The following is a 20,057-nucleotide window of genomic DNA, read 5'->3' as shown; positions in this document are numbered from 1 at the left end:
TCACCCGTCCGTCCCATGACCCTCGCTATCGATTTTGGCACCAGCAACACCGTTGTTACCCGATGGAATACAGCCCTCCAGCAGCCGGAAACCATCGCTCTGCCTGGGTTAAGTGCCCTGTTAGGAAACGACCCTCCCCTCATCCCCAGCTTGGCCTATGTAGAACAGCTTGGGGTGGATGGCCTAGTGGTGGGGCAGGCGGTGCGGGATCGCGGCCTAGATGTCGTCACCGATCCGCGTTTCTTTCGCAATGTGAAACGGGGCATTGGCGTTCCCTGGCGCGGCTTTTTGCCAGAAATCGAGGGTCAAACCATCACCTTTGACCAAGTGGGGCAGTGGTTTCTAGAGGCTGTCCTTACCGAGGCCAAGGCCCAAACGGGAGAGCGCGACAGTCTAGTATTCACCGTGCCCGTAGACAGCTTTGAAGCCTACCGCCTGTGGCTGGGGGAACTCGCGGAGCGGCTAGACTTTGGCCAAGTGCAGATGATTGACGAACCCACCGCAGCGGCCCTGGGCTATGGCCTAACCCAGGAGAAAACCCTGCTAGTGATGGACTTTGGCGGCGGCACGTTGGATTGGTCGCTGGTGCAGTTGGTTGCCCCGGTGGAGAAAGCACCCATGGGGTTTCTGCTGAAGTGGGGCCGCAAAGGGGCCGATCAACCCAGTGCCCAAAAGCCCCAAACCGCCCGGGTGCTAGCCAAGGCGGGGGAGAATCTGGGCGGGGCCGACATCGACAACTGGCTGGTGGATTACTTCCACAAAACCCAGAACCTACCGATGACAGCCCTCACCCAGCGGTTGGCGGAGCGGCTGAAAATTCGGCTGTCTGAAGCCGCTACCGCCCAAGAAGCCTACTTTGACGCCGAGAATTTTGATACCTACGACCTCAGCCTCAGCCGCGACCAGTTCGGCCAAATTCTGCAACAGCACCAGTTTTTTGACCGTCTAGAGGCCAGCCTCAACCAGGTGCTTCAGCAGGCCCGTCGTCAGGGGGTGGCCCCAGAGGATATCGAAGCCGTCCTGCTAGTGGGAGGAACGGCCCAAATCCCTGCTGTGCAAACCTGGGTGCAGCAGCGCTTTCCTGCCGACAAGATTAAAGCCAGCCGACCCTTCGAGGCCGTAGCCCAGGGGGCGCTGCAAGTGGGCCTGGGGCTAGAGGTGTCTGACTTTCTCTACCACAGCTATGGCATCCGCTACTGGGATCGGCGCAACAATGCCCACGGCTGGCATCCCATCATTCCCCAGGGCCAGCCCTACCCCATGGCCCTGCCCGTGGAATTGACTCTGGGCGCGTCGGTGGAAAAACAGCCCAGCATCGAGCTAATCATTGGCGAACTGGGGGAAGCCACCACCCAAACCGAGGTCTATTTTGAAAACGGTCGCCTCGTCACCCGCCAACTCACCGAGGCCAACCGCACCATCCAGCCCCTCAACGACAAAGACGGTGCCCGCACCATTGCCCAACTCAACCCGCCCGGATTTCCCGGCAGCGACCGGGTGCGGGTGCTGTTCTCTGTGGATGCGGATCGCCTCCTGCGGATTACCGTGGAAGATATCCTTACGGGCGATACCCTCCTGAGCAATCAGGCCGTCGTCAAGCTCAGCTAGCTTTTGGGTCTATTCTCGTTGCTTTGCTGTGAACCCCTGCGCTGTTAAGCCACCTTCGAGGCCCGCAGTTGGCCACAGGCGGCGTTTTCTTCCAGCCCCCTAGAGTAGCGGACGCTGACGGCAATGTGGCGAGACTCTAGTTGAGACACAAATTCGCGAATGCTGGCTTCGCTGGGGCGCTGGTAGTCTACCTCGCTGATGGGGTTGTAGGGGATGAGGTTGACATGGCTTTGGAAGCCGCGCAGGTGTTGGGCCAGTTCGGCGGCGTGTTGGGGTTGGTCATTCAACCCCGCCAGCAGGATGTATTCAAAGGTGACGCGCCGCCCGGTGATCTTCACATAATCGCGACATTCCGCCAGTAGTTCCGTCAGCGGGTATGCCCCGGCGCTGGGAATCAGCCCTTGGCGCTGGGTTTGGTTGGAGGCATGGAGGCTGACCGCCAACGTGACCTGAAGCTGTTCATCGGCTAGTTTGCGAATGCGGCCCGGAATGCCCACCGTGGAAAGGGTCATGGATCGCTGGCTGATGCCCACATCTTGATTGAGGCAGCGGATGGAGGCGACCACGTTATCCGTATTCAGCAGCGGTTCGCCCATGCCCATAAAGACGATATTGCTAACCCGCTGGCCAAAGTCTTCCTGCACCGTCAGCACCTGATCGACAATTTCGTGGGTGTGCAGGTTGCGCAAAAAGCCGCCCTTGCCCGTGGCGCAAAAATCGCAGGCCATGGGGCACCCCACCTGGGACGATACACACACCGTCAGCCGCTTGGCGGAAGGCATCCCCACTGCTTCGATAATTTGCCCATCTGCCAGCTTCAGCAGATACTTGACGGTGCCATCGCTGGCCTCGGTGCGGTGGTAAATGTCTGAACGCCCCACCGAAACCGCCGCCACCTGCTGCCGCCACGCTTTGGGGAAAACGGTGATGTCTTGCAGCGACCGCGCCCCCTGCTGATAGAGCCACTGGTGCAACTGCTTACCCCGGTAGGCGGGCTGTCCTTGGGCCACCATCCAGGCCGTCAGCGCTTCGAGGGACTGGCCAAGGAGGGGAGATCCGCCCTGTGTCTCTGGGGTTGGGGGTGGTTCAGAATGGAAGGGATGCCCTGTCGCCGCTGATTCCGGCTGGGCAATAGCCGGAGAATGGTCTTCGCTGAGGGCTGGGGCTGGGGAAGGAGCGGTTGACCGGGAAGAAGCAGCCATGGCAAGAAGAAGGAGACGGTCTTTCATCATAACGAGATATGGGGATGCCCTGGGTGATTCTCCCCGCCACCTCGCCCGCCACCTCGAAGGGGGGCTGGATCGCGGCAAAGGAGGCCGCTTGTGATCCCCTGAGAATGGGTTATGCTCTACTCATCCAGCCGACCCCTTCCCCAAGGCGGAAACCTGCGCTGGCCCTTAGCCTGTGGGAAATCTGCGGCGTCAGCCTCGTTCCCCAAACCGCCAAGAACCCTAAATAGCCATGACCCAGCCTCCCTCCCATTTCAGCCCCGAGGAACTGAAGCGTTGGCGCTTTGGCCTTGCCCAGGCTAATTTGAATAACGTGCTGTGCCACTGCCGCGACTGCGATGCCACCTGGATGGACTCCTCCGATGAGGTAGCCTGTGCCTGCGGCAGCCAACGGGTAGAGCACATTGCCTGCTGGCAGTTTCCCGACGACTAACCTATCGCACCACCTGACGCATATAGGCCCCCCAGACGGCGGCGGCTTGGCCACTGCTGCCTCGGGTGGGGGAGTTGTCGTCATTGCCTAGCCACACCCCGGTGGTGAGTCCGTAGCTGGGCAGGGTGCCCACATACCAGAGGTCGCGGCTGTCGTCGGTAGTTCCGGTTTTGCCGTGTTCGCCCAAGCCCAAGAAGGCATTGCGCCCTGTGCCTCCCCCCTGCACCACCCCTTGCAGCAGGGTGACGAGGGTATTAGCCACCCCAGGGTCAACGGCGGGACGGTTGGCATCTCCGGCTTGGCCAAATTCGTAGATGACGCGGCAGGTGGAGATATCGTCTTGGTTGGCGCAATCGCTGCTGTCTAGCACCCGCACAATGCCGTGGGGGCGGTTCCAGATGCCGTTGTTGGCGACCGCCGCAAAGGATCCGGTAATTTCCAAGGGCGTGACTTCGCTTTCTCCTAGGGTTAACCCCGGCGTGGGCCGCAGTCGGGAAGTAATCCCTAGACGCTGGGCGTTGTCGATGACGTTGCCCAATCCCGCTTCCCTGGCGATGCGTAGGGCCACCACGTTTTCCGACAGGGCCATCCCTCGATACATATCCATGGGGGCCGACCCCACCCGACAGCCCGCAAACCGCTGGCCGTTCCAGGTCATGGCATCACAGGCAAAGGTGCGGCGGGGAGACATCCCCTGCTCTAGGGCCGACCCAAAGGCGAATAGCTTGAAGGTGGAACCAGGTTGGCGCAGGGCCTGGGAAGCCCGATTAAACTGACTTTGCCCAAAATCGACCCCACCCACCATGGCCCGAATGGCCCCGGAGGCCGTATCCACCGTGACCACCGCCCCCTGGGAATAGCCCAGGGCCGAGCCACGGGCGGCAATGTCGCTAGTGAGGGCATTTTCGGCCAGCCGTTGCAGGTTGAGGTCAAGCCCTGTCTGCACAATAAAGTTCCCCTCCCGCGCCAGAGACTCCCCCAGCACGGTCTCTAGCTCCTGAAAAATATAGCTATAGAAGTAGGGGGCGCGGGTGCTTTGCAGTTGGCGGGTGGCTTCGGGGCTAATTTCAATGCGAGAACGACGGGCACGACGGCCCTCCTCCTGGCTGACCATGCCCAGGGCCACCATCCGCTCTAGCACACGGTCGCGATAAAACACCGCCGCGTCGTAGTTTGTCACCGGGTTAAAGGCGTTTGGCCCCGGCAGAATGCCCACCAGGGTGGCCGCTTCAGAGAGGGTTAACTCTCTGGCAGGCTTGGCGAAGTAGAACTGGGCCGCATCCTCAAAGCCGTAGAGGTTCTCCCCTAGGTAGACCCGGTTCATGTAGGTGAGCAGCAGTTTGTTTTTGCTGTAGAAGGTCTCCAGTTTGAGGGCGGCAATGGCCTCGCGAATCTTGCGACCAGCGGAGTCTCCGGTGCCCACGTATTCCCGATAGATACTGCGGGCAAGCTGCTGGGTGATGGTGCTACCCCCCTGGCGAATGCTGCCCCCCTGCACGTTTATCACCGTAGCCCGCGCAATCCCCAGCGGATCAACTCCCAGGTGCCAGTAGAAGCGGGTATCTTCGGAGGCAATCAGCGCCTTGGGCAGGTAGGGGGAAAAGTCGTCCATGCTTTGCAGTTCTAGGTGGGCCTGGTTGCGCTGTTCCCGCAGGGGCACCTGGGCTCCATTTTCCTCGGCGTAGACCATCACCGGGCCTTGCACCGAATCTGGCAGGGGGCGCACCGGAATTTTGGGCCACTCAATTCCCACAATCCACACCCCCACCGCCAGAGACACCCCGGTAAAGCCGTAGAGGGTGTACCGAGCTGCTTTCACATACCAGGGCGGCGGGTCGATGTAGCGCAGGGTGACGGCATCCGCTAGTTCTGCTGGCCCCAGAGTATAGACATCGCCGTGGTTCATCACCACTCGGCTGAGGCGCTTTTTGCCGCGATAGATGCCGTTGGTGGAGTTGCGATCCTTCAGCACGAAGGGCTGTCCCGGACGGTTCTCATCCCGCGTCAGGGTGGCGTGCACCTGGCTGACGATGGGACTGGCCGCCACAATGTCGCACTGGGACGAACTGCGCCCCATTACGTAGTGTTCTCCCAGCAGGGGGTAGGTCGTCGGCTGACCATCCACCACCACCTCCAAGGAGGCCGCACGGGAACCGGGCTTCACCGACAGTTGGCCAAAGTCTACCTTCGCCTGAACAGCCTGAAATGCCTGGGTGACAGTCTTTAGGAGAGTACGCGGCGGCGCAGGCGCGGAAGAAGGCGCAGGCGCGGGAGAGGGGGGGGGAGAAGAATCTGGATTCGTCATGGCAGGGGCAATGCCTGACACAAAAGGACATGCCCCATTGTAGTCATAAGCGCCAAAATCGCTGGGCCAGAAGGGCCAGTTTGTGATCTGGGCTGGGAGGGGGTGGGAGGTAGGGGGTGGGGGAAATTTGATGCTCCAAGGGGGCAAACTCGTGGCAAACTTGCACACAGGAACCTGTTGATACAGGCCATTAACGCTGCTCCAGGGGAGACAAAGGTAAGGCCATGGCGTTTGAATATCCCGAAGATTTGAAGTATCTAGATACCCATGAGTATGCGCGGGTAGACGAGGAGGAAAGCATTGTCACGGTGGGCATTACCGCCTTCGCCATCGACCAACTGGGGGACATTGTGTTCCTAGAACTCCCTGATGTGGGCGATACGGTGGAAAGGGGAGAGCGCTTTGGCAATGTGGAATCGGTGAAGGCCGTGGAGGAACTGAAGTCTCCGGTGGATGGCGAGGTGCTAGAGCGCAATGACGCCCTGATCGATGCTCCAGAGCAAATTGGCGATGATCCCTACGGTGATGGCTGGCTGATTAAGGTTAAGGTTGACAAGTTCGACGACCTAGACGATGCCATGTCTGCCGCAGAATATAAAGATCAAGTTGAAGGCTAGATCGTTGCAGGTCAGGGCATTCATCTAGGAACCCATGGGATGCCCTGGGGCACGCAAAGGCGCACTCTCTCCCCAAAACCATGCCCACCCCGTTTCCCCAGGATGACTTGCTACAACGGCTGATGGCCCAGGCCCACATTCCTAGCTATCGGGCCTTGAGCCAGCGGGCGGCCGTGTCGCGGTCTAGCATTAACCAACTGCGGCGGGGGCAACTGGCAACCATGCGCCTGGAAACCCTGCAACGGCTAAGCCAAGCCCTGGGGATAGAACTGGGGGACTTGGTGGCCCGGTGGAATGCCGCTACGGCCAGCGCTAACCCGCCCGCCGTCGGCCCATCGGCGGGGACCGGGAGTCGGTCAGTCGAATCTGAAGCCCTCGGTGGGACGGCGGATGGAGCCGCGCCCCAGGGCCATGCAGTCACCGTGGAAACGCTACATCAAGAGTACGCACGCCTTCAGCAACGATTGGCCACCCAAGAACAAGACCTGCGGCGGCAGGTGCAGCAGCAGGCATTGAGGGTGATCGAACCCTGGCTGCTGATGTGGCCCAATGCGGCCCAGGCGGCGCAGCAAAAAGCCAGCTTGCCCGCGAGTAAGCTGATTCCCCTGGCCCGTCCTTGGCAGGAACTCCTGCAAACCTGGGCCGTTTGCCCCATCGGAACCTTGGGGGACGTGGTCGCCTACGATCCCAAAATCCATCAGATTTACCAAGCCACGGGGGCCTTGGTGCAGCCAGGACAGGCCGTACAGGTGCGTCATTTAGGCTATTGGCACGGTGAAGATCTCCTCCATCGAGCCCAGGTGATTCCCGTTGCACCGCCAACAGACTAGGCTAGACGACATCCTGATCCTACTCCTTCGCCTGTCTGCTTCCTATGCTGCGTTTGCTGTCTGCCTGGTCTGCCCTCCTGCCCGCCCCATTCCTAGTCATTGGCTCCATGATCTCGATCCAGATGGGGGCCACGCTGGCCAAGAGTATCTTTGGACAGGTGGGGCCGTTGGGGATGGTCACGTTGCGCCTAGGGCTAGCGGCCATCGTGTTGATGGCTTGGCAGCGGCCCAAACTGCGGGGGCATACCCCAGCAGACTATCGCCTACTGATCAGCTTTGGGTTAGCCCTGGCGGTGATGAACAGCCTGTTCTATTTGGCCATTGCGCGTATTCCCACGGGGGTGGCGGTGGCCATCGAATTTTCGGGGCCGCTGCTGGTGGCGCTGCTGCATTCTCGCCGTTGGTTAGACGGGCTGTGGGTGGCCCTGGCGGCGGTGGGGGTGGTGCTGTTGTCGCCCCTGCGTACCAACAACCTAGACCCCTGGGGTGTGGCCTTTGCCCTACTAGCGGGGGTGGCTTGGGGCGTCTACATTATTTTGTCTGCCCGGATGGGGCGGGCGTTTCGGGGAGGGGAAGGGCTGGCCCTCTCCATGGCCGTAGGAGGCATCGTGCTGGTGCCCCTGGGGCTGGCAGCAGAGGGCTGGGCCATGCTGTCTCCCAGGATTTTGCTGGTGGGCTTGGGCGTGGCCCTGTTGGCGTCAGCCTTGCCCTACTCCCTGGAAATGGCAGCTCTGCGGCGACTGCCCGTACAGGTGTTTGGGGTGCTGCTCAGCCTAGAACCCGCCATCGCCTCCACCATTAGTTTTGTGGCCCTGGGCGAAACCTTGACCACTCAAATGGTGGTCGCCATTGGGCTGATTATGGTAGCGGCGGCGGGGGTGTCCTTTTTTCAGCCCCGGCCACTGGTTGATGAGTCGTTAGTTGACCAGTCCTTGATCGACGATTAGTGTGAGCGTTGCCTAGAGCACCCAGGTATACCACTGCACGTCGGGCGGATGGGCCACCAACTCAGGGATTTCCCGCATCAGTTCCTCCAGGTAGGACGAGCGGGCATAGGTCTGGAACGCTGGGTCATCCTGCCATTCCCCAAGGGCTACAAACTCAGCTCGGTTGGCGTGCCCCTGCCAGAGGTCGTAGCGTAAACAGCCCGCCTCCTGACGGGCCAAGTCAGCAACTTCCGTCATCAACCCTTTGAGGACATCCTCCTGCCCTGCCTTCGCGATTACCGTGGTTATTGTGCGCACACCGCTCATCATGGTTGCCCTAAGTCTTGCTTAGCCATAGCCATTATGGAGGTGGATGACCAAAATAGAACGCGCCGCCCAGGGAAAATTCCTCCCTAGCTAGAACCCATAGCTGTAGCAGGGGCAGGAGACCTGACCCCTACGTGAACCCAAGGCGGTAGGGACGCCAACACCGTGCCCCTACCGCATTTTTTGTCCGCCAGTTGGGGGCTAGGGAGAGGGCTTTCGGGGGGCGATCCGAGAAGTTTTGTCCATCAATCAGATTGCGCCCTCCGGCTCTGCCCCTATACTGAAGGCTAACCGGGAGGCTATTCCCGTCCTAATCATGCCGCTGCGTTTTGGTTGCTGCTGCCGATGCTAAGCCGAGTTGCCGATTCAATTTACTGGATGAACCGCTATGTGGAGCGGGCAGAGAATGTGGCCCGTTTTGTGGATGTCAACCTGAATTTGCTGCTAGATGCTCCCCTGGGAATGGAACAGCAGTGGGACCCCATTGTTATCACCACGGGCGATCAGGAAACCTTCCGCCAGCGCTATGGGGAAGCCACGGCGGAAAACATCCTTAAATTTCTCACCTTTGATCGGGAATATCCCAATTCCATTATTTCGTGCTTGCGGTCGGCGCGAGAAAATGCACGCTCGGTGCGGGAGGTCATTTCCTCAGAAATGTGGGAGCAGGTGAATGACTTTTATCTGATGGTCAACGAGGCCGCTGACGGGGGGCAACTGTCAGAATTACATCACTTCTTTCCCCAGGTCAAAATGGCGAGTCACCTGTTTGCCGGGGTGATGGATGCCACCATGACCCACAATGAAGGCTGGCACTTTGGGCAGTTGGGTCGGCTGCTGGAACGAGCCGATAAAACCGCCCGCATCCTAGATGTGAAGTACTATATTCTGCTGCCTGCGGTGACAGACGTTGGGTCGCCCCTGGATGACCTGCAATGGATTGCGCTGCTGAAGTCTGCCAGCGCCTACGAAATGTATCGCAAGCGCCAGTACCGTATTACTCCCCGGGGCGTGACAGAATTTCTGATTTTGAACCGCGAATTTCCTCGCTCTATTCTCTTTTGTCTACTCCAGGCAGAGCGGTCTCTGCACGAAATCTCCGGCGCAGCTCCCGGCACCTGGCGCACGGATAGCGACCGAGCCCTGGGCCGACTGCGTTCAGAACTGGATTACCTCACCATCGACGAAATTACCCAGCAAGGTCTCCACGAATTTTTGGATGGTCTACAAGTTCACCTCAATAAGGTAGGCGATAAAATTTTTGCGGATTTCTTTACCCTAGAATCGGTGGTTTGAGACGGTTTTGGCGGTCAGATGCCAGGGCAGACGCACGGTAAACGTTGTGCCCTGGCCCTGGCGGCTGGTCACGTCAATGGTGCCATTTTGTAAGTCCACAAACTGTTTAACGATACTCAGCCCCAGCCCCGTGCCAGGGATATTGCTGACGTTGCGGCCTCGATGGAACGGCTTGAACAGGTCGCGGCGGTCGCTGAGGGGAATGCCCATCCCCATATCCCGCACTCGGAAGGTGAGGCGACCCTGCCGTCCGGTCAGCGTTAGGGCAATGGCTCCAAGATCAGGGCTATAGCGGATGGCGTTGGATAGAAGGTTGCCCAAAATCGACCGCAACAGCCGTTCGTCCACCTCAGCCCACAGGTGGCGATGGCGGCAGATCAGCTGAATCGGAGCCTGGGGGCGGTCATAGTCTGGCTCTGCCAGCAGCCCTTGGCAAAAAGCCGCAACGTCCAGCGGCTGCGGATTCACCTCCAGCACCTTGGCCTCAATTTTGCCAATCACCAGAATGTCGTCAATCATCTGGGTCATGCGCTCCACATTGGTATTGATGGCCCGCAGATAGTCGGTTTTTTCCTCCGGGCGCAGTTGGGTATCGTAGCGGTGGAGGGAGGACACCGACAGGGCAATGGTGTTCAGCGGGTTACGGAACTCGTGGCAGACCATGGACACAAACCGAGAGCGCATGTCGCTAAGCTGCTGAAGCTGTTGGTTGGCGGCCTGCAACTCGGCGGTGCGCTCCTGCACCTTTTGCTCCAGTTCCTCGTTGGCCCGCTGCAAAATCTGCTCGGCCCACCGCCGCTGGGTAATGTCCTGAAAGGTAACAACGGTACCGATCAGATGGCCCTCCTCATCGCGCATGGGCGTACTGATATATTCCACCGGAAAGCTGGTGCCGTCCTTTCGCCAAAACACCTCATGGGTAATGCGCCGCACGCCACCATCCTGAAACGCCGCATAAATCGGGCAGTCCTCCCGTCGATAGGGCTGACCATTCTCGCGGGAATGGTGCGTCACGGCATGCATAGGTTGGCCAATCAGTTCCTCCGCCGACCAGCCGATCATTGCCGCTGCCGCTGGGTTCACAAAGGTGACATTACCCTCCAAATCCAGGCCATAGATCCCTTCGCCTACAGCATTGAGAATCAGGCGATGCTGACGGCGCAAATGCTCCAGCTCTTGGCCAAGGGGGGCAGGTTCTGGGGCTACACGGGAGGGCAACCAAAAGGTTTGGGTCATTAGAATCTTCGGTGAAGGCGGCAAGAGCAGCGCGAGCAGACTGAGCCAGGATGGGAGAGGCCGGAAGCAACTGTATCACCGAACACAACAAGAAGTCAGCTTCAGGTTTATCAAAGAATCATAGGATCATCAGCGCTATTTGCTTACATCTCAATTCCTCCGCCCAAGGAGGAATCAAAACTTGCAAATATAAAATAAAAGTAACATAGACTACGATTTCCTTTCAACTTAGGCAACGGCACCCCATCCGGGTAGGTCATTTTTACCCCATGACAGATGGGGACTCAGGGTTTGGGTGTCTGGTTCAGTTCACAGTATTGAAGACGTTAGCGCACCGTGGAACGCCCCGTGAAAAGCCGAGCTTCCACGGAAAAACTATCTATGGCCCATGCTTTAACCCATACTTTGATCCCCACTGTCGTTGCCCTAGCCTACGTTGTCTTGTCATGCAGATCGCTACGCTGAACGACGCTAGAGACATTTGTAACTGTCGCACCCATGTCTGAAAAAACAATTTTGGTCATTGAAGACGAGGCCCAAACTCGCAATATTTTTCTCAAGTGTTTAGAGTTTGAAGGCTTCCATGCTGTGGGCGCAAGCGATGGCACCAGTGGCGTCAGCCTAGCCCAGCAGCATCGGCCCCATCTAGTGGTTTGCGACATTATGATGCCCGATATGGACGGCTATGCAGTCCTGTCTGCCCTACGTAAATCTCGCCAAACCACTGGAATTCCGCTAATTTTTCTCACGGCTAAAGTCACGATGGCTGATCTGCGTCGGGGGATGGAACTAGGAGCTGACGATTACCTGACTAAGCCCTGCACCGTAGATCAATTTCTAGCCGCCATCAATACCCGGTTGCAGCGCCAGGATCAGCTTTCTAGCCTCTACGACAGAGGCGGAATAGCCTCCCTAGAGACGCCATACCTCCCAGCACCAGGGGCTTTGAGCCCCCTCGACTTGTCACTTGGACAAGGGGATAGGGAACCTTCTAAGGCAGGAGATTCCTCCGCTAACCAGCCTGATTTTTTTCCCAATGATCCTAAACTGACCTACGTGTTCCAGTTCATTGAAGCTCATTTTTGCCAGCCCATCAGCCTCAAGGATGTGGCCCAGGCTGCGGGCTATTCCCCCGCCTATTTAACGAGTCTTGTGCAAACCCACACCGGACGCACGGTGAAGCAGTGGATCATTGAGCGGCGCATGGCCCAAGCTCGCTATTTGCTGACGAACACCAATCAATCCGTTCGCGCCATTGCAGAAGCGGCTGGCTATGGGGATGCCGGGTACTTTACCCGACAGTTTCGGCAATTCCACGGGGTTTCCCCCCAGTTCTGGAGGCAAAATTCTGTAGCGTAAACAACATTTTGTCAACAGGAAGTTATCGATCACGTTTGATCATTTTCCTGGAGTATCTGTAACAGATTTAACAAAAATCAGGAAAATTCCATGGAGCTGGAAAAGTTCTAAAGAAAATCCAACGAAGATCTAAAAAACATCCTATGGGCTTTTGTAGCCTACCTTGATAGGCTTTAAATCAGCGAGATTTGAATTGAGATTACAGGCTCCCCATCATGGAGTTTGTAGTTCAGGATGGGAAAGGTTGGTTTGAGTAGAGTGAACGAAAATCCATCGTTCACCTGTTACATTTAACCCGACGGTGGCTAGCTTTGAAAATCAAAGCAAAGAGGTACCTTTGGGCGGATAGGGAAAGGTTGTTGTTGCATTCAGTGTATCCATTATTATGGTTATTTCAGCCGTTGCAAAGTCGCTCAGTGATTGGGGAAGCCTAAGCTGTACGTCCCCTTCCCTGATGGGGCTAGATCAGCCCTGCCGCACCTGTGGCACGGTCCATTTCACCACCGATCATGCCTCGTTTTTACAAACCATGCCCCAAGACCCGGTGGACATGGTGGATGACCTGGTGAAAATGGGCCTTTACAAGGAAAATCAGCTGCGGGCCGCCGATGCCGTGAATGCCTACGAACTGCGGAAGGCACTTTTCTTGAAGCGAGTGGGCCGCAACGATCCGCAGCGCGAAAGGCTGATTTTGGCCCTGTGCAAACAGGCCGGGGGGCTAGAGAATGCCTTTGCCGCTGCCTTTGGGCCGCAGGCAGGTTTGTTTTTTGCCGATTCTATCCGCAATAGTGGTGCCACCCGGCGGGAGTTTCTGCGCAACATGGCGGTAGGGGCAGCTCTTGTGACCCTAGCCAGTTGTGCGGGGGGAAGTGGCCCTGGGGAGGAGGCCGCTGAAGCCCCCATAGACACCAGCAACCTGGAAAAAACCGATATTCGGGTGGGCTTTATTCCCATTACCTGCGCGACGCCGATTATTATGTCGGAGCCCTTGGGCTTTTACGAGCGCTATGGGTTCAATGCCACTACGGTGAGGATGCCAAGTTGGGGAGCGGTGCGCGATTCGGCCATTGCCGGAGAACTGGATGCCTACCACATGCTGGCTCCCATGCCCATCGCCATGACTCTAGGGATGGGGTCTCCATCCTTTGGGGTGCGTCTGGCCAGCATCCAAAATATCAACGGACAGGCCATTACCATCGCCGAGCGGCACCGAGGCAACGTCAACGGCCCCGAAGATTTCCGAGGATTCGTCATTGGAGTACCCTTTCCCTACTCCATGCACAACCTGCTGATCCGCTACTACCTAGCCTCCGGTGGGCTGAACCCTGACACCGATGTGCAGATTCGCCCCGTGCCCCCTCCAGACAGCATCGCCCAGCTTATTGCGGGAGACATTGATGCCATGCTGATGCCGGATCCCTTTAATCAGCGGGCCGTGTTTGAAGAGGCAGGCTTTATCCATATGCTCACCAAGGATCTGTGGGATGGCCATCCCTGCTGCGCCTTCACCGCCAGCGACACCTGGATGGAAGCGCATCCCAACGCCTTCCGTGCCCTCAACAAGGCCATCATTGAGGCGGCGGGCTATGCCCGCAACCCGGCTAATCGCGCTGAAATTGCAGCGGCCATCTCCGGTCGAGCCTACCTCAACCAGCCCCCAGAGGTTGTAGAAGCAGTGCTGACGGGCAATTTTGAAGACGGTCAGGGCAATACCCAATCAGTGCCCGACCGGATTGACTTTGATCCCTATCCCTGGCAGAGCTTTGCCAAATGGATTTCATCCCAACTGCTGCGCTGGGATATTCAGGGAGAGGGCCGTGTGGCTGACATCATCAACGATGACACCTTTACCAGCATTGGCGAAGACATCTTCCTCACCGATCTAGCCCGCGAGCTTGCCCAGGAGTTAGGGCAAAATCCACCCACTGAAACCTCACGGGAGGAACAGCTAGCCTTCGATACCTTTGACCCCGCTGATCCTGGGGCCTATGTTCAATCCCAACTCGATCAATTTGGAATCTAGGGCCAGCGCCAGGAAATAGAGGCCCGTGCCTACCCCAAGGTATTGCCCTCACTCAGGCGGTATTTCCCCTCGAACTCCTATTTGAAAAGGTCGTCATCTCTCGCTGTTTCAGGCCAACATTCCTTGAGGCAGCAGAGATGGGTCAGGCTTGGATTCTGATTCATTATCGTCAACTTCAATAACCATGGGAGACCTTCATTATGGCCGTGAGTCAACCAACACCTGTGGGTCTTTCGCCCACCATCAGTAAAGACCCCTGGTGGCACAATGAAAGCATCAAAGCGGCTGGCCTATTTATCCTTTCCCTCAGTCTGTTTTTAATCTTCTGGGAAATTGGGGCCAAGGCCGGTTGGTTTGTTAGAGGCGTGCCCACGGCCAGCGAAACCATTCAAGCTTTTTGGTGGTGGGTTAGCAACCCTTTTTTCAACAACGGCCCCAACGATCTTGGGATTGGATGGAGTTTGCTGATTAGCTTACGCCGGGTGGCCATTGGCTACATTTTAGCGTCTCTAGTGGCAGTTCCGGTCGGGATTTTAGTGGGCATGTCTCCCGTCGCCTACAAAGCCTTTAATCCCTACATTCAGCTCCTCAAACCCGTGTCGCCCCTAGCCTGGTTGCCCCTAGGGCTATACCTACTGCGAGACTCTGAAAAAACTGGGATCTTTATCATCTTTATTTCCAGCATTTGGCCCACGCTAATCAACACAACGTTCGGCGTTGCCAATGTCAACCAAGACTACCTAGATGTTGCAAATACCCTGGGAGCTTCGCGCCTGCGTACCATCTGGAAGGTGATTATTCCTGCGGCCCTACCTAATATCGTGTCGGGCTTACGCATCAGCATGGGAATTGCTTGGCTAGTGATCGTAGCGGCAGAAATGCTGCTTGGCACAGGTCTAGGCTACTTTATCTGGAACGAATGGAATAATCTGTCGATTGCCAATATCTTAGTGGCAATCTTTATCATTGGGCTAGTTGGATTGACTCTAGATAGCCTATTTGCAGCTCTGGAAAAATTTGTTGCCTTTGGTCGAAACTCATGAGAACAGCTCCTGTGAATAGCTATCTTTCGGCGGATGTGCCCTCAGATACCGCTCAGCTTTCTATCCGTAACGTCTCTAAAGTCTTTCCCGGAAAACGCGGCTTTATCAACAAGCTCTCTGGCAAAACCAGTCGCGATTTCGTGGCTATTCAAGACATCAACCTGGAGATTGAGCCCAATACCTTTGTGTCGATTATTGGCCCTTCCGGCTGTGGTAAATCGACCCTGCTGAATATGATTGCAGGTCTCAGTTCTATCAGCGGTGGCGAAATCCTGCTCAATGGTCAGCCAATTATCGGCCCAGGGCCAGATCGGGGCATGGTATTTCAAAACTATGCCCTCATGCCCTGGATGACGGTGGAAGAAAACCTGCGCTTTGCTATCGAAACGGTTCATCCTCACCTGTCTTCTAAACAGCGAAATCGGGTCATTAAAGAGCACATTCAACTAGTTGGCTTAGTGGGAGCAGAACAGAAGCATCCCCACGAGCTTTCGGGTGGGATGCGACAGCGGGTAGGCATTGCCCGTGCCCTTGCCATTGACCCTCAGATTTTGCTCATGGACGAGCCCTTTGGTGCCTTGGATGCTCTGACTCGTGGCTTTTTGCAGGACGAAGTAGAGCGCATTTGGGAGCAAAAGCGGAAAACCGTCATTATGATTACCCACAGCATTGAAGAAGCCTTGTTGTTGAGTGATCGCATCGTTATGATGACCCGTGGCCCTGAGGCTCGCATTGATGAAATTCTGGAAGTACCTTTTCCGCGTCCTCGCAACCGGGAAACCATTGATCAACACCCTGCCTACCATGATCTCAAGGCTGAGATGGAAAGCCATCTCTACCGTGAAACCCGGGCTGTGGAGGAGGCTCGAATTCGGAAATAAGCGGGGATCTTCCGCACTGTCCTGATCAGGGGTGTTTGGAAGGCTCTCCCTTCTGTTTAAGGGAGTTCTGGTCAGGACGAAACTCGTGCTATCTACGGCGATAGCTCAGACGCTCAACGTAATTTATTGGATGTCCGTTAGGAGGACTTATCATGACTCTTTCCACCGCTACAGAAACGCTACTAGCTGCTAAGAAAGCTTCTGGTCTTAGCTTTGCCGACCTCGAAGCCAAAACGGGCTATGACGAAGTATGGATCGCCTCAGTGTTTTACCGTCAAGCCAGTGCTTCGCTGGAGGAAGCTACGCAGTTGATTGAAGCCATTGGCGGTGATGCGGCTTTGATTGAGGCCCTCACGGATTTTCCGGTAAAAGGTGGTCTAGATCCTGTCATCCCCACCGACCCCCTCATCTATCGCTTCTATGAAATCATGCAGGTCTATGGGATGCCGATGAAAGCTGTGATTCACGAAAAATTTGGCGACGGCATTATGAGCGCTATTGACTTCACCTTAGATGTTGAAAAAGTTGAAGACCCCAAGGGAGATCGAGTCAAGGTCATCATGAACGGCAAGTTTCTGCCCTACAAAAAGTGGTGATGACTTCGTTGAGATGGCCTAATGAGGCTGAGGCTATCTCGCATTTGAATACCTAACTCACAAACTCTAGGCTGTTGGCCAAGGCTGACAGCTTTTTTACATCCATGTCAGCTTCTACGCCCTTGAAATCTGATCCAACCCTCTAAATGCTATGACCTCTACTCCCCTTGTTCCCCCCTTCACCCGTGAGATTGCCGTTGCCAAAGTCCGCATGGCCGAAGACGCCTGGAACAGCCGAGACCCCAACCGCGTGGCCTTGGCCTACACGGAGGACAGCCACTGGCGCAATCGGGCCGAAATTTTCCAGGGCCGCGACGCCATCCGTGCCTTTTTGCATCGTAAGTGGGATAAAGAACTGGACTATCGCCTGGTCAAAGAACTGTGGGCCTTTGGCGAAAACCGGATTGCTGTCCGCTTTCAATACGAGTGGCATGATGATGCCGGACAGTGGTATCGCGCCTATGGCAACGAAAACTGGGAGTTTGCCGAGAATGGGTTGATGCGTCGTCGCGAAGCCAGCATTAACGACCGACCCATCGCCACCGAAGACCGCCGCTTCTTTTGGTCTGCCCCTGGCCCGCGTCCCCAAGACCATCCTGGCTTGATTAACGCTCCGATCTAAGACTAAAGCCCGATGGCTTACCCCCGATCTAAGAGCCAACCCTGCTCAGGTTGAACTTGTGGTTAGTGCAGCCTCCTCGACTAGGAAAGCTTCAATTTATAGGGGGTTTTCTATTTGGATTGAGTATGAGCCATTGCTCTGCATGAATGAACCCAAAAGGGGTGAGAAGCCAACACTTCTCACCCCTTTTATCGGCTTGGCTTATCCCCTAGGGGATACAGATGATCTTAGTAGCGATAGGTGCTAGCACCGGGTTTGTGCACGATGAAGCTAGCAATCTGACACTGTTTCACGTTGTCGAAGCCGACCACGCGGATGAAGCAGTTGGAGTACTCGGAGCGGCAAGCTTGCACTTCGCTCAGCACTTCCTGGGTGGAGGTAGCGTTGAACATGGGCAGCTTCCACATCGTCCAGTAGTAGGCTTCGGGGTTGGAGTCTTCGTTAAACTCCACAGCCGGGAAGTAGCCCATTTTCAGGATGTAGGCGATTTGCCGCTCAATCTGCGCATCGGTCAGAGGGGGCAGGTAGGACATCGTTTCGTAACGACGCTCTTTAGGCAGAGTTTTCATAGTTCCTCGCTGGGGTTACTAATCTGCGGTAGCCGGGGCTGACCGCGAGTGAACAAAGGGTTAACGACGATAGTTCGACGCATCCGTAGTGAATCCTGGAGCCTACTCCGGGACGTGCTCTCCATCGGTGGTGGATTCCTGGGGCACCTCCAGGGTGCTAAGGGTCTCCGATTGATCCAGATGGTCGGCATCGCCCAATTGAGTCAGGCGCTCTAAATGCTGGCGGCGGTGTTCCATATTGGCTTGCTGAAGGTTGGCGATCACCATTTCCGGCAAAAATTCGCAGATTTCCTCTGCAATGTGCTGCCGAACCGTCATGATGCGCATGGCCATGTCTGGCTTTTCCGCCATCAGCGCTGTCAGATAGGTTTCTCCATCCTGGAGCGCGTCTTTGGAAGAAAAGGTATTCAGCCAATAGGCTTGGGCAGGGTTGGTTTCCTTAAGCTGACTCAACACCGTTTTCACGGCCTGGAAGGTCAGATAGCTGGTCAGCACCTTAGCGGTGTCCTTGGCCGCTTGCTTAAGGTCCATCGGTGTCTCCTCGAAGAGTTGACCTAGACCCCGCCCGGTGGGTGGGTAGCCCTGATTTAAGCTCGAAATCCAGATGGATTCGGTAACTTAGGCCGCAATCTTAAGTTTTCTCAAGACGCTCACCTTCGAGAATGTCCTACCCCCTGCCTTGGATAGGGATAAACCGGAGTCTATCCCCGCCGCCAAAGCACAATTAGAGGGTGTCAACGGTGTCGAACTCGAACTTGATTTCCTTCCACAGTTCGCAGGCAGCCGCCAGTTCGGGAGACCACTTGCAAGCTTCGCGGATGATGTCGCCGCCTTCGCGGGTGAGGTCGCGGCCTTCGTTACGGGCCTGAACGCAAGCTTCCAGAGCCACGCGGTTGGCGGTTGCACCAGGAGCGTTACCCCAGGGGTGGCCGAGAGTACCACCACCGAACTGAAGCACGGAGTCGTCGCCGAAGATTTCCACCAGTGCGGGCATGTGCCACACGTGGATACCACCGGAAGCCACGGCCATGACGCCAGCCATGGAAGCCCAGTCTTGGGTGAAGTACACCCCGCGAGAGGGGTCGCGCTCGACGTAGTTTTCGCGCAGCAGGTCTACGAAGCCGAGGGTGCCAGCGCGGTCGCCTTCCAGCTTACCGACCACGGTACCAGTGTGGATGTGGTCACCACCGGACATCCGCAGACACTTGGCCAGCACGCGGAAGTGGATCCCGTGGTTCTTCTGACGGTCGATCACAGCGTGCATGGCGCGGTGAATGTGCAGCAGAACGCCGTTGTCACGGCACCAGTGGGACAGGGTGGTGTTGGCGGTGAAGCCAGCGGTGAGGAAGTCATGCATGACGATGGGCATGTCGAGTTCCTTGGCGTACTCGGCCCGCTTCAGCATTTCTTCGCAGGTAGCGGCGGTCACGTTCAGGTAGTGACCCTTGATTTCCCCGGTTTCAGCCTGGGACTTGTGGATCGCGTCGGCCACAAACAGGAAGCGATCACGCCAGCGCTGGAAGGGCTGGGAGTTGATGTTTTCGTCGTCTTTGGTGAAGTCTAGACCACCGCGCAGAGCTTCGTAGACCGCACGGCCATAGTTCTTGGCGGACAGACCCAGCTTGGGCTTGATGGTACAACCCAGCAGAGGACGACCATACTTGTTCAGACGGTCGCGCTCCACTTGGATACCGTGGGGAGGGCCTTGGAAGGTCTTCAGGTAGGCCACGGGAATCCGCAGGTCTTCCAGACGCAGGGCGCGTAGGGCTTTGAAGCCGAACACGTTCCCCACTAGGGAGGTCAGCAGGTTGGTGACAGAACCTTCCTCGAACAGGTCGAGGGGGTAGGCCACGTAGCAAATGTATTGGTTGTCTTCACCGGGCACCGGCTCGATGTCGTAGCAACGACCTTTGTACCGATCCATGTCGGTCAGCAGGTCGGTCCACACGGTGGTCCAGGTACCCGTAGAGGATTCAGCGGCCACAGCAGCGGCGCACTCTTCGGGGGGCACACCGGGCTGGGGGGTCATCCGGAATGCCGCCAGGATATCGGTATCTTTGGGGGTGTAGTCGGGGGTGTAATAGGTCAGCTTATAGTCCTTTACACCAGCGCTATAGCCCGCTTTTGACTGAGTCGTTGTCTGAGAGTAAGACATAT

Annotated in this window: 19 protein-coding genes; 12 read left to right on the top strand and 7 right to left on the bottom strand. The window is 56.8% G+C overall.

Going from position 1 to position 20,057, the window contains the following annotated elements:
- Positions 1–15 precede the first annotated feature (15 nt).
- Entirely contained in the window at positions 16–1,608 is a 1,593-nt protein-coding gene (locus GFS31_RS05875; protein ID WP_198807296.1) for an Hsp70 family protein, read from the top strand.
- A gap of 44 nt (positions 1,609–1,652) precedes the next feature.
- Here the strand turns inward: GFS31_RS05875 and rlmN are convergent, their stop codons facing one another.
- The gene (gene rlmN, locus GFS31_RS05870) at positions 1,653–2,810 is read right to left on the bottom strand and encodes a 23S rRNA (adenine(2503)-C(2))-methyltransferase RlmN (protein WP_198807295.1); all 1,158 of its coding nucleotides are present in this window, start codon (positions 2,808–2,810) and stop codon (positions 1,653–1,655) included.
- 259 nt (positions 2,811–3,069) lie between these two features.
- On the opposite strand from rlmN, the gene GFS31_RS05865 reads away from it, so the two are divergent.
- Complete coding sequence (locus GFS31_RS05865) at positions 3,070–3,270, top strand: hypothetical protein (RefSeq protein WP_198807294.1); 201 nt, start codon at positions 3,070–3,072, stop codon at positions 3,268–3,270.
- Between the two features lies 1 nt (position 3,271).
- Here the strand turns inward: GFS31_RS05865 and GFS31_RS05860 are convergent, their stop codons facing one another.
- Positions 3,272–5,575, bottom strand: coding sequence for a transglycosylase domain-containing protein (locus GFS31_RS05860; RefSeq protein ID WP_198807293.1), 2,304 nt, complete (start codon positions 5,573–5,575; stop codon positions 3,272–3,274).
- 224 nt (positions 5,576–5,799) lie between these two features.
- Here GFS31_RS05860 and gcvH point away from each other — a divergent pair, with 224 nt between their 5' ends.
- The 3 genes from gcvH (at position 5,800) to GFS31_RS05845 (ending at position 7,969) form a co-directional block, all read left to right on the top strand.
- Positions 5,800–6,192, top strand: coding sequence for a glycine cleavage system protein GcvH (gene gcvH / locus GFS31_RS05855; protein WP_198807292.1), 393 nt, complete (start codon positions 5,800–5,802; stop codon positions 6,190–6,192).
- 80 nt (positions 6,193–6,272) lie between these two features.
- A complete protein-coding gene (locus tag GFS31_RS05850) occupies positions 6,273–7,022 on the top strand; it encodes a helix-turn-helix domain-containing protein (protein ID WP_198807291.1) in 750 nt (249 codons plus the stop codon).
- 44 nt (positions 7,023–7,066) lie between these two features.
- Entirely contained in the window at positions 7,067–7,969 is a 903-nt protein-coding gene (locus tag GFS31_RS05845) for an EamA family transporter (protein ID WP_198807290.1), read from the top strand.
- A gap of 12 nt (positions 7,970–7,981) precedes the next feature.
- Here the strand turns inward: GFS31_RS05845 and GFS31_RS05840 are convergent, their stop codons facing one another.
- The gene (locus tag GFS31_RS05840; RefSeq protein ID WP_198807289.1) at positions 7,982–8,266 is read right to left on the bottom strand and encodes a putative quinol monooxygenase; all 285 of its coding nucleotides are present in this window, start codon (positions 8,264–8,266) and stop codon (positions 7,982–7,984) included.
- Positions 8,267–8,620: 354 nt separating this feature from the next.
- Between GFS31_RS05840 and GFS31_RS05835 the strand changes: the two genes are divergently transcribed.
- Positions 8,621–9,571: an alpha-E domain-containing protein gene (locus GFS31_RS05835; RefSeq protein WP_198807288.1), complete on the top strand. Its 951-nt coding sequence runs from the start codon at positions 8,621–8,623 to the stop codon at positions 9,569–9,571.
- On the opposite strand, the gene GFS31_RS05830 is transcribed toward GFS31_RS05835, so the two are convergent.
- Positions 9,554–10,807, bottom strand: coding sequence for a PAS domain-containing sensor histidine kinase (locus GFS31_RS05830; RefSeq protein WP_198807287.1), 1,254 nt, complete (start codon positions 10,805–10,807; stop codon positions 9,554–9,556). The genes GFS31_RS05835 and GFS31_RS05830 overlap by 18 nt on opposite strands.
- Positions 10,808–11,305: 498 nt before the next feature.
- Here GFS31_RS05830 and GFS31_RS05825 point away from each other — a divergent pair, with 498 nt between their 5' ends.
- The 6 genes from GFS31_RS05825 (at position 11,306) to GFS31_RS05800 (ending at position 17,331) form a co-directional block, all read left to right on the top strand.
- On the top strand, positions 11,306–12,166 hold the full coding sequence (locus tag GFS31_RS05825; RefSeq protein WP_198807286.1) for a response regulator: 861 nt from the start codon (positions 11,306–11,308) through the stop codon (positions 12,164–12,166).
- Between the two features lie 454 nt (positions 12,167–12,620).
- Entirely contained in the window at positions 12,621–14,189 is a 1,569-nt protein-coding gene (locus GFS31_RS05820) for an ABC transporter substrate-binding protein (protein ID WP_225907581.1), read from the top strand.
- A 200-nt stretch (positions 14,190–14,389) separates the two neighbouring features.
- Positions 14,390–15,232: a nitrate ABC transporter permease gene (gene ntrB, locus GFS31_RS05815; protein ID WP_198807284.1), complete on the top strand. Its 843-nt coding sequence runs from the start codon at positions 14,390–14,392 to the stop codon at positions 15,230–15,232.
- Positions 15,229–16,113 (top strand): ABC transporter ATP-binding protein, encoded by an 885-nt coding sequence (locus GFS31_RS05810; RefSeq protein ID WP_198807283.1) that lies wholly within the window; start codon positions 15,229–15,231, stop codon positions 16,111–16,113. The genes ntrB and GFS31_RS05810 overlap by 4 nt, the downstream gene beginning before the upstream one ends.
- A gap of 152 nt (positions 16,114–16,265) precedes the next feature.
- Positions 16,266–16,709, top strand: coding sequence for a cyanase (gene cynS / locus GFS31_RS05805; RefSeq protein WP_198807282.1), 444 nt, complete (start codon positions 16,266–16,268; stop codon positions 16,707–16,709).
- 151 nt (positions 16,710–16,860) lie between these two features.
- Entirely contained in the window at positions 16,861–17,331 is a 471-nt protein-coding gene (locus GFS31_RS05800; RefSeq protein ID WP_198807281.1) for a DUF1348 family protein, read from the top strand.
- Positions 17,332–17,558: 227 nt separating this feature from the next.
- On the opposite strand, the gene GFS31_RS05795 is transcribed toward GFS31_RS05800, so the two are convergent.
- The 3 genes from GFS31_RS05795 to GFS31_RS05785 all read right to left on the bottom strand — a co-directional run bounded on the left by GFS31_RS05795 (position 17,559) and on the right by GFS31_RS05785 (position 20,055).
- The gene (locus GFS31_RS05795; RefSeq protein WP_190492169.1) at positions 17,559–17,900 is read right to left on the bottom strand and encodes a ribulose bisphosphate carboxylase small subunit; all 342 of its coding nucleotides are present in this window, start codon (positions 17,898–17,900) and stop codon (positions 17,559–17,561) included.
- 102 nt (positions 17,901–18,002) lie between these two features.
- Positions 18,003–18,431, bottom strand: coding sequence for a RuBisCO chaperone RbcX (gene rcbX / locus GFS31_RS05790; RefSeq protein ID WP_198807280.1), 429 nt, complete (start codon positions 18,429–18,431; stop codon positions 18,003–18,005).
- A 193-nt stretch (positions 18,432–18,624) separates the two neighbouring features.
- Complete coding sequence (locus GFS31_RS05785; RefSeq protein ID WP_198807279.1) at positions 18,625–20,055, bottom strand: form I ribulose bisphosphate carboxylase large subunit; 1,431 nt, start codon at positions 20,053–20,055, stop codon at positions 18,625–18,627.
- Between the last annotated feature and the right edge of the window lie 2 nt (positions 20,056–20,057).

Origin of the sequence: Leptolyngbya sp. BL0902, from assembly GCF_016403105.1 — a bacterium.
Lineage (GTDB): Bacteria > Cyanobacteriota > Cyanobacteriia > Phormidesmidales > Phormidesmidaceae > Nodosilinea.
Note: the sequence above shows the minus strand (reverse complement) of the source record. Positions and strands in the feature narration are given on the sequence as shown.

Coding starts and splice junctions, on each gene's coding strand:
- GFS31_RS05825 (WP_198807286.1), top strand. CDS start 11,306: ATGTCTGAAAAAACAATTTTGGTCATTGAAGACGAGGCCCAAACTCGC.
- GFS31_RS05835 (WP_198807288.1), top strand. CDS start 8,621: ATGCTAAGCCGAGTTGCCGATTCAATTTACTGGATGAACCGCTATGTG.
- gcvH (WP_198807292.1), top strand. CDS start 5,800: ATGGCGTTTGAATATCCCGAAGATTTGAAGTATCTAGATACCCATGAG.
- GFS31_RS05800 (WP_198807281.1), top strand. CDS start 16,861: ATGACCTCTACTCCCCTTGTTCCCCCCTTCACCCGTGAGATTGCCGTT.
- GFS31_RS05795 (WP_190492169.1), bottom strand. CDS start 17,900: ATGAAAACTCTGCCTAAAGAGCGTCGTTACGAAACGATGTCCTACCTG.
- GFS31_RS05830 (WP_198807287.1), bottom strand. CDS start 10,807: ATGACCCAAACCTTTTGGTTGCCCTCCCGTGTAGCCCCAGAACCTGCC.
- GFS31_RS05860 (WP_198807293.1), bottom strand. CDS start 5,575: ATGACGAATCCAGATTCTTCTCCCCCCCCCTCTCCCGCGCCTGCGCCT.
- GFS31_RS05845 (WP_198807290.1), top strand. CDS start 7,067: ATGCTGCGTTTGCTGTCTGCCTGGTCTGCCCTCCTGCCCGCCCCATTC.
- GFS31_RS05785 (WP_198807279.1), bottom strand. CDS start 20,055: ATGTCTTACTCTCAGACAACGACTCAGTCAAAAGCGGGCTATAGCGCT.
- GFS31_RS05820 (WP_225907581.1), top strand. CDS start 12,621: ATGGGGCTAGATCAGCCCTGCCGCACCTGTGGCACGGTCCATTTCACC.
- GFS31_RS05875 (WP_198807296.1), top strand. CDS start 16: ATGACCCTCGCTATCGATTTTGGCACCAGCAACACCGTTGTTACCCGA.
- cynS (WP_198807282.1), top strand. CDS start 16,266: ATGACTCTTTCCACCGCTACAGAAACGCTACTAGCTGCTAAGAAAGCT.
- rlmN (WP_198807295.1), bottom strand. CDS start 2,810: ATGGCTGCTTCTTCCCGGTCAACCGCTCCTTCCCCAGCCCCAGCCCTC.
- rcbX (WP_198807280.1), bottom strand. CDS start 18,431: ATGGACCTTAAGCAAGCGGCCAAGGACACCGCTAAGGTGCTGACCAGC.
- ntrB (WP_198807284.1), top strand. CDS start 14,390: ATGGCCGTGAGTCAACCAACACCTGTGGGTCTTTCGCCCACCATCAGT.
- GFS31_RS05810 (WP_198807283.1), top strand. CDS start 15,229: ATGAGAACAGCTCCTGTGAATAGCTATCTTTCGGCGGATGTGCCCTCA.
- GFS31_RS05850 (WP_198807291.1), top strand. CDS start 6,273: ATGCCCACCCCGTTTCCCCAGGATGACTTGCTACAACGGCTGATGGCC.
- GFS31_RS05865 (WP_198807294.1), top strand. CDS start 3,070: ATGACCCAGCCTCCCTCCCATTTCAGCCCCGAGGAACTGAAGCGTTGG.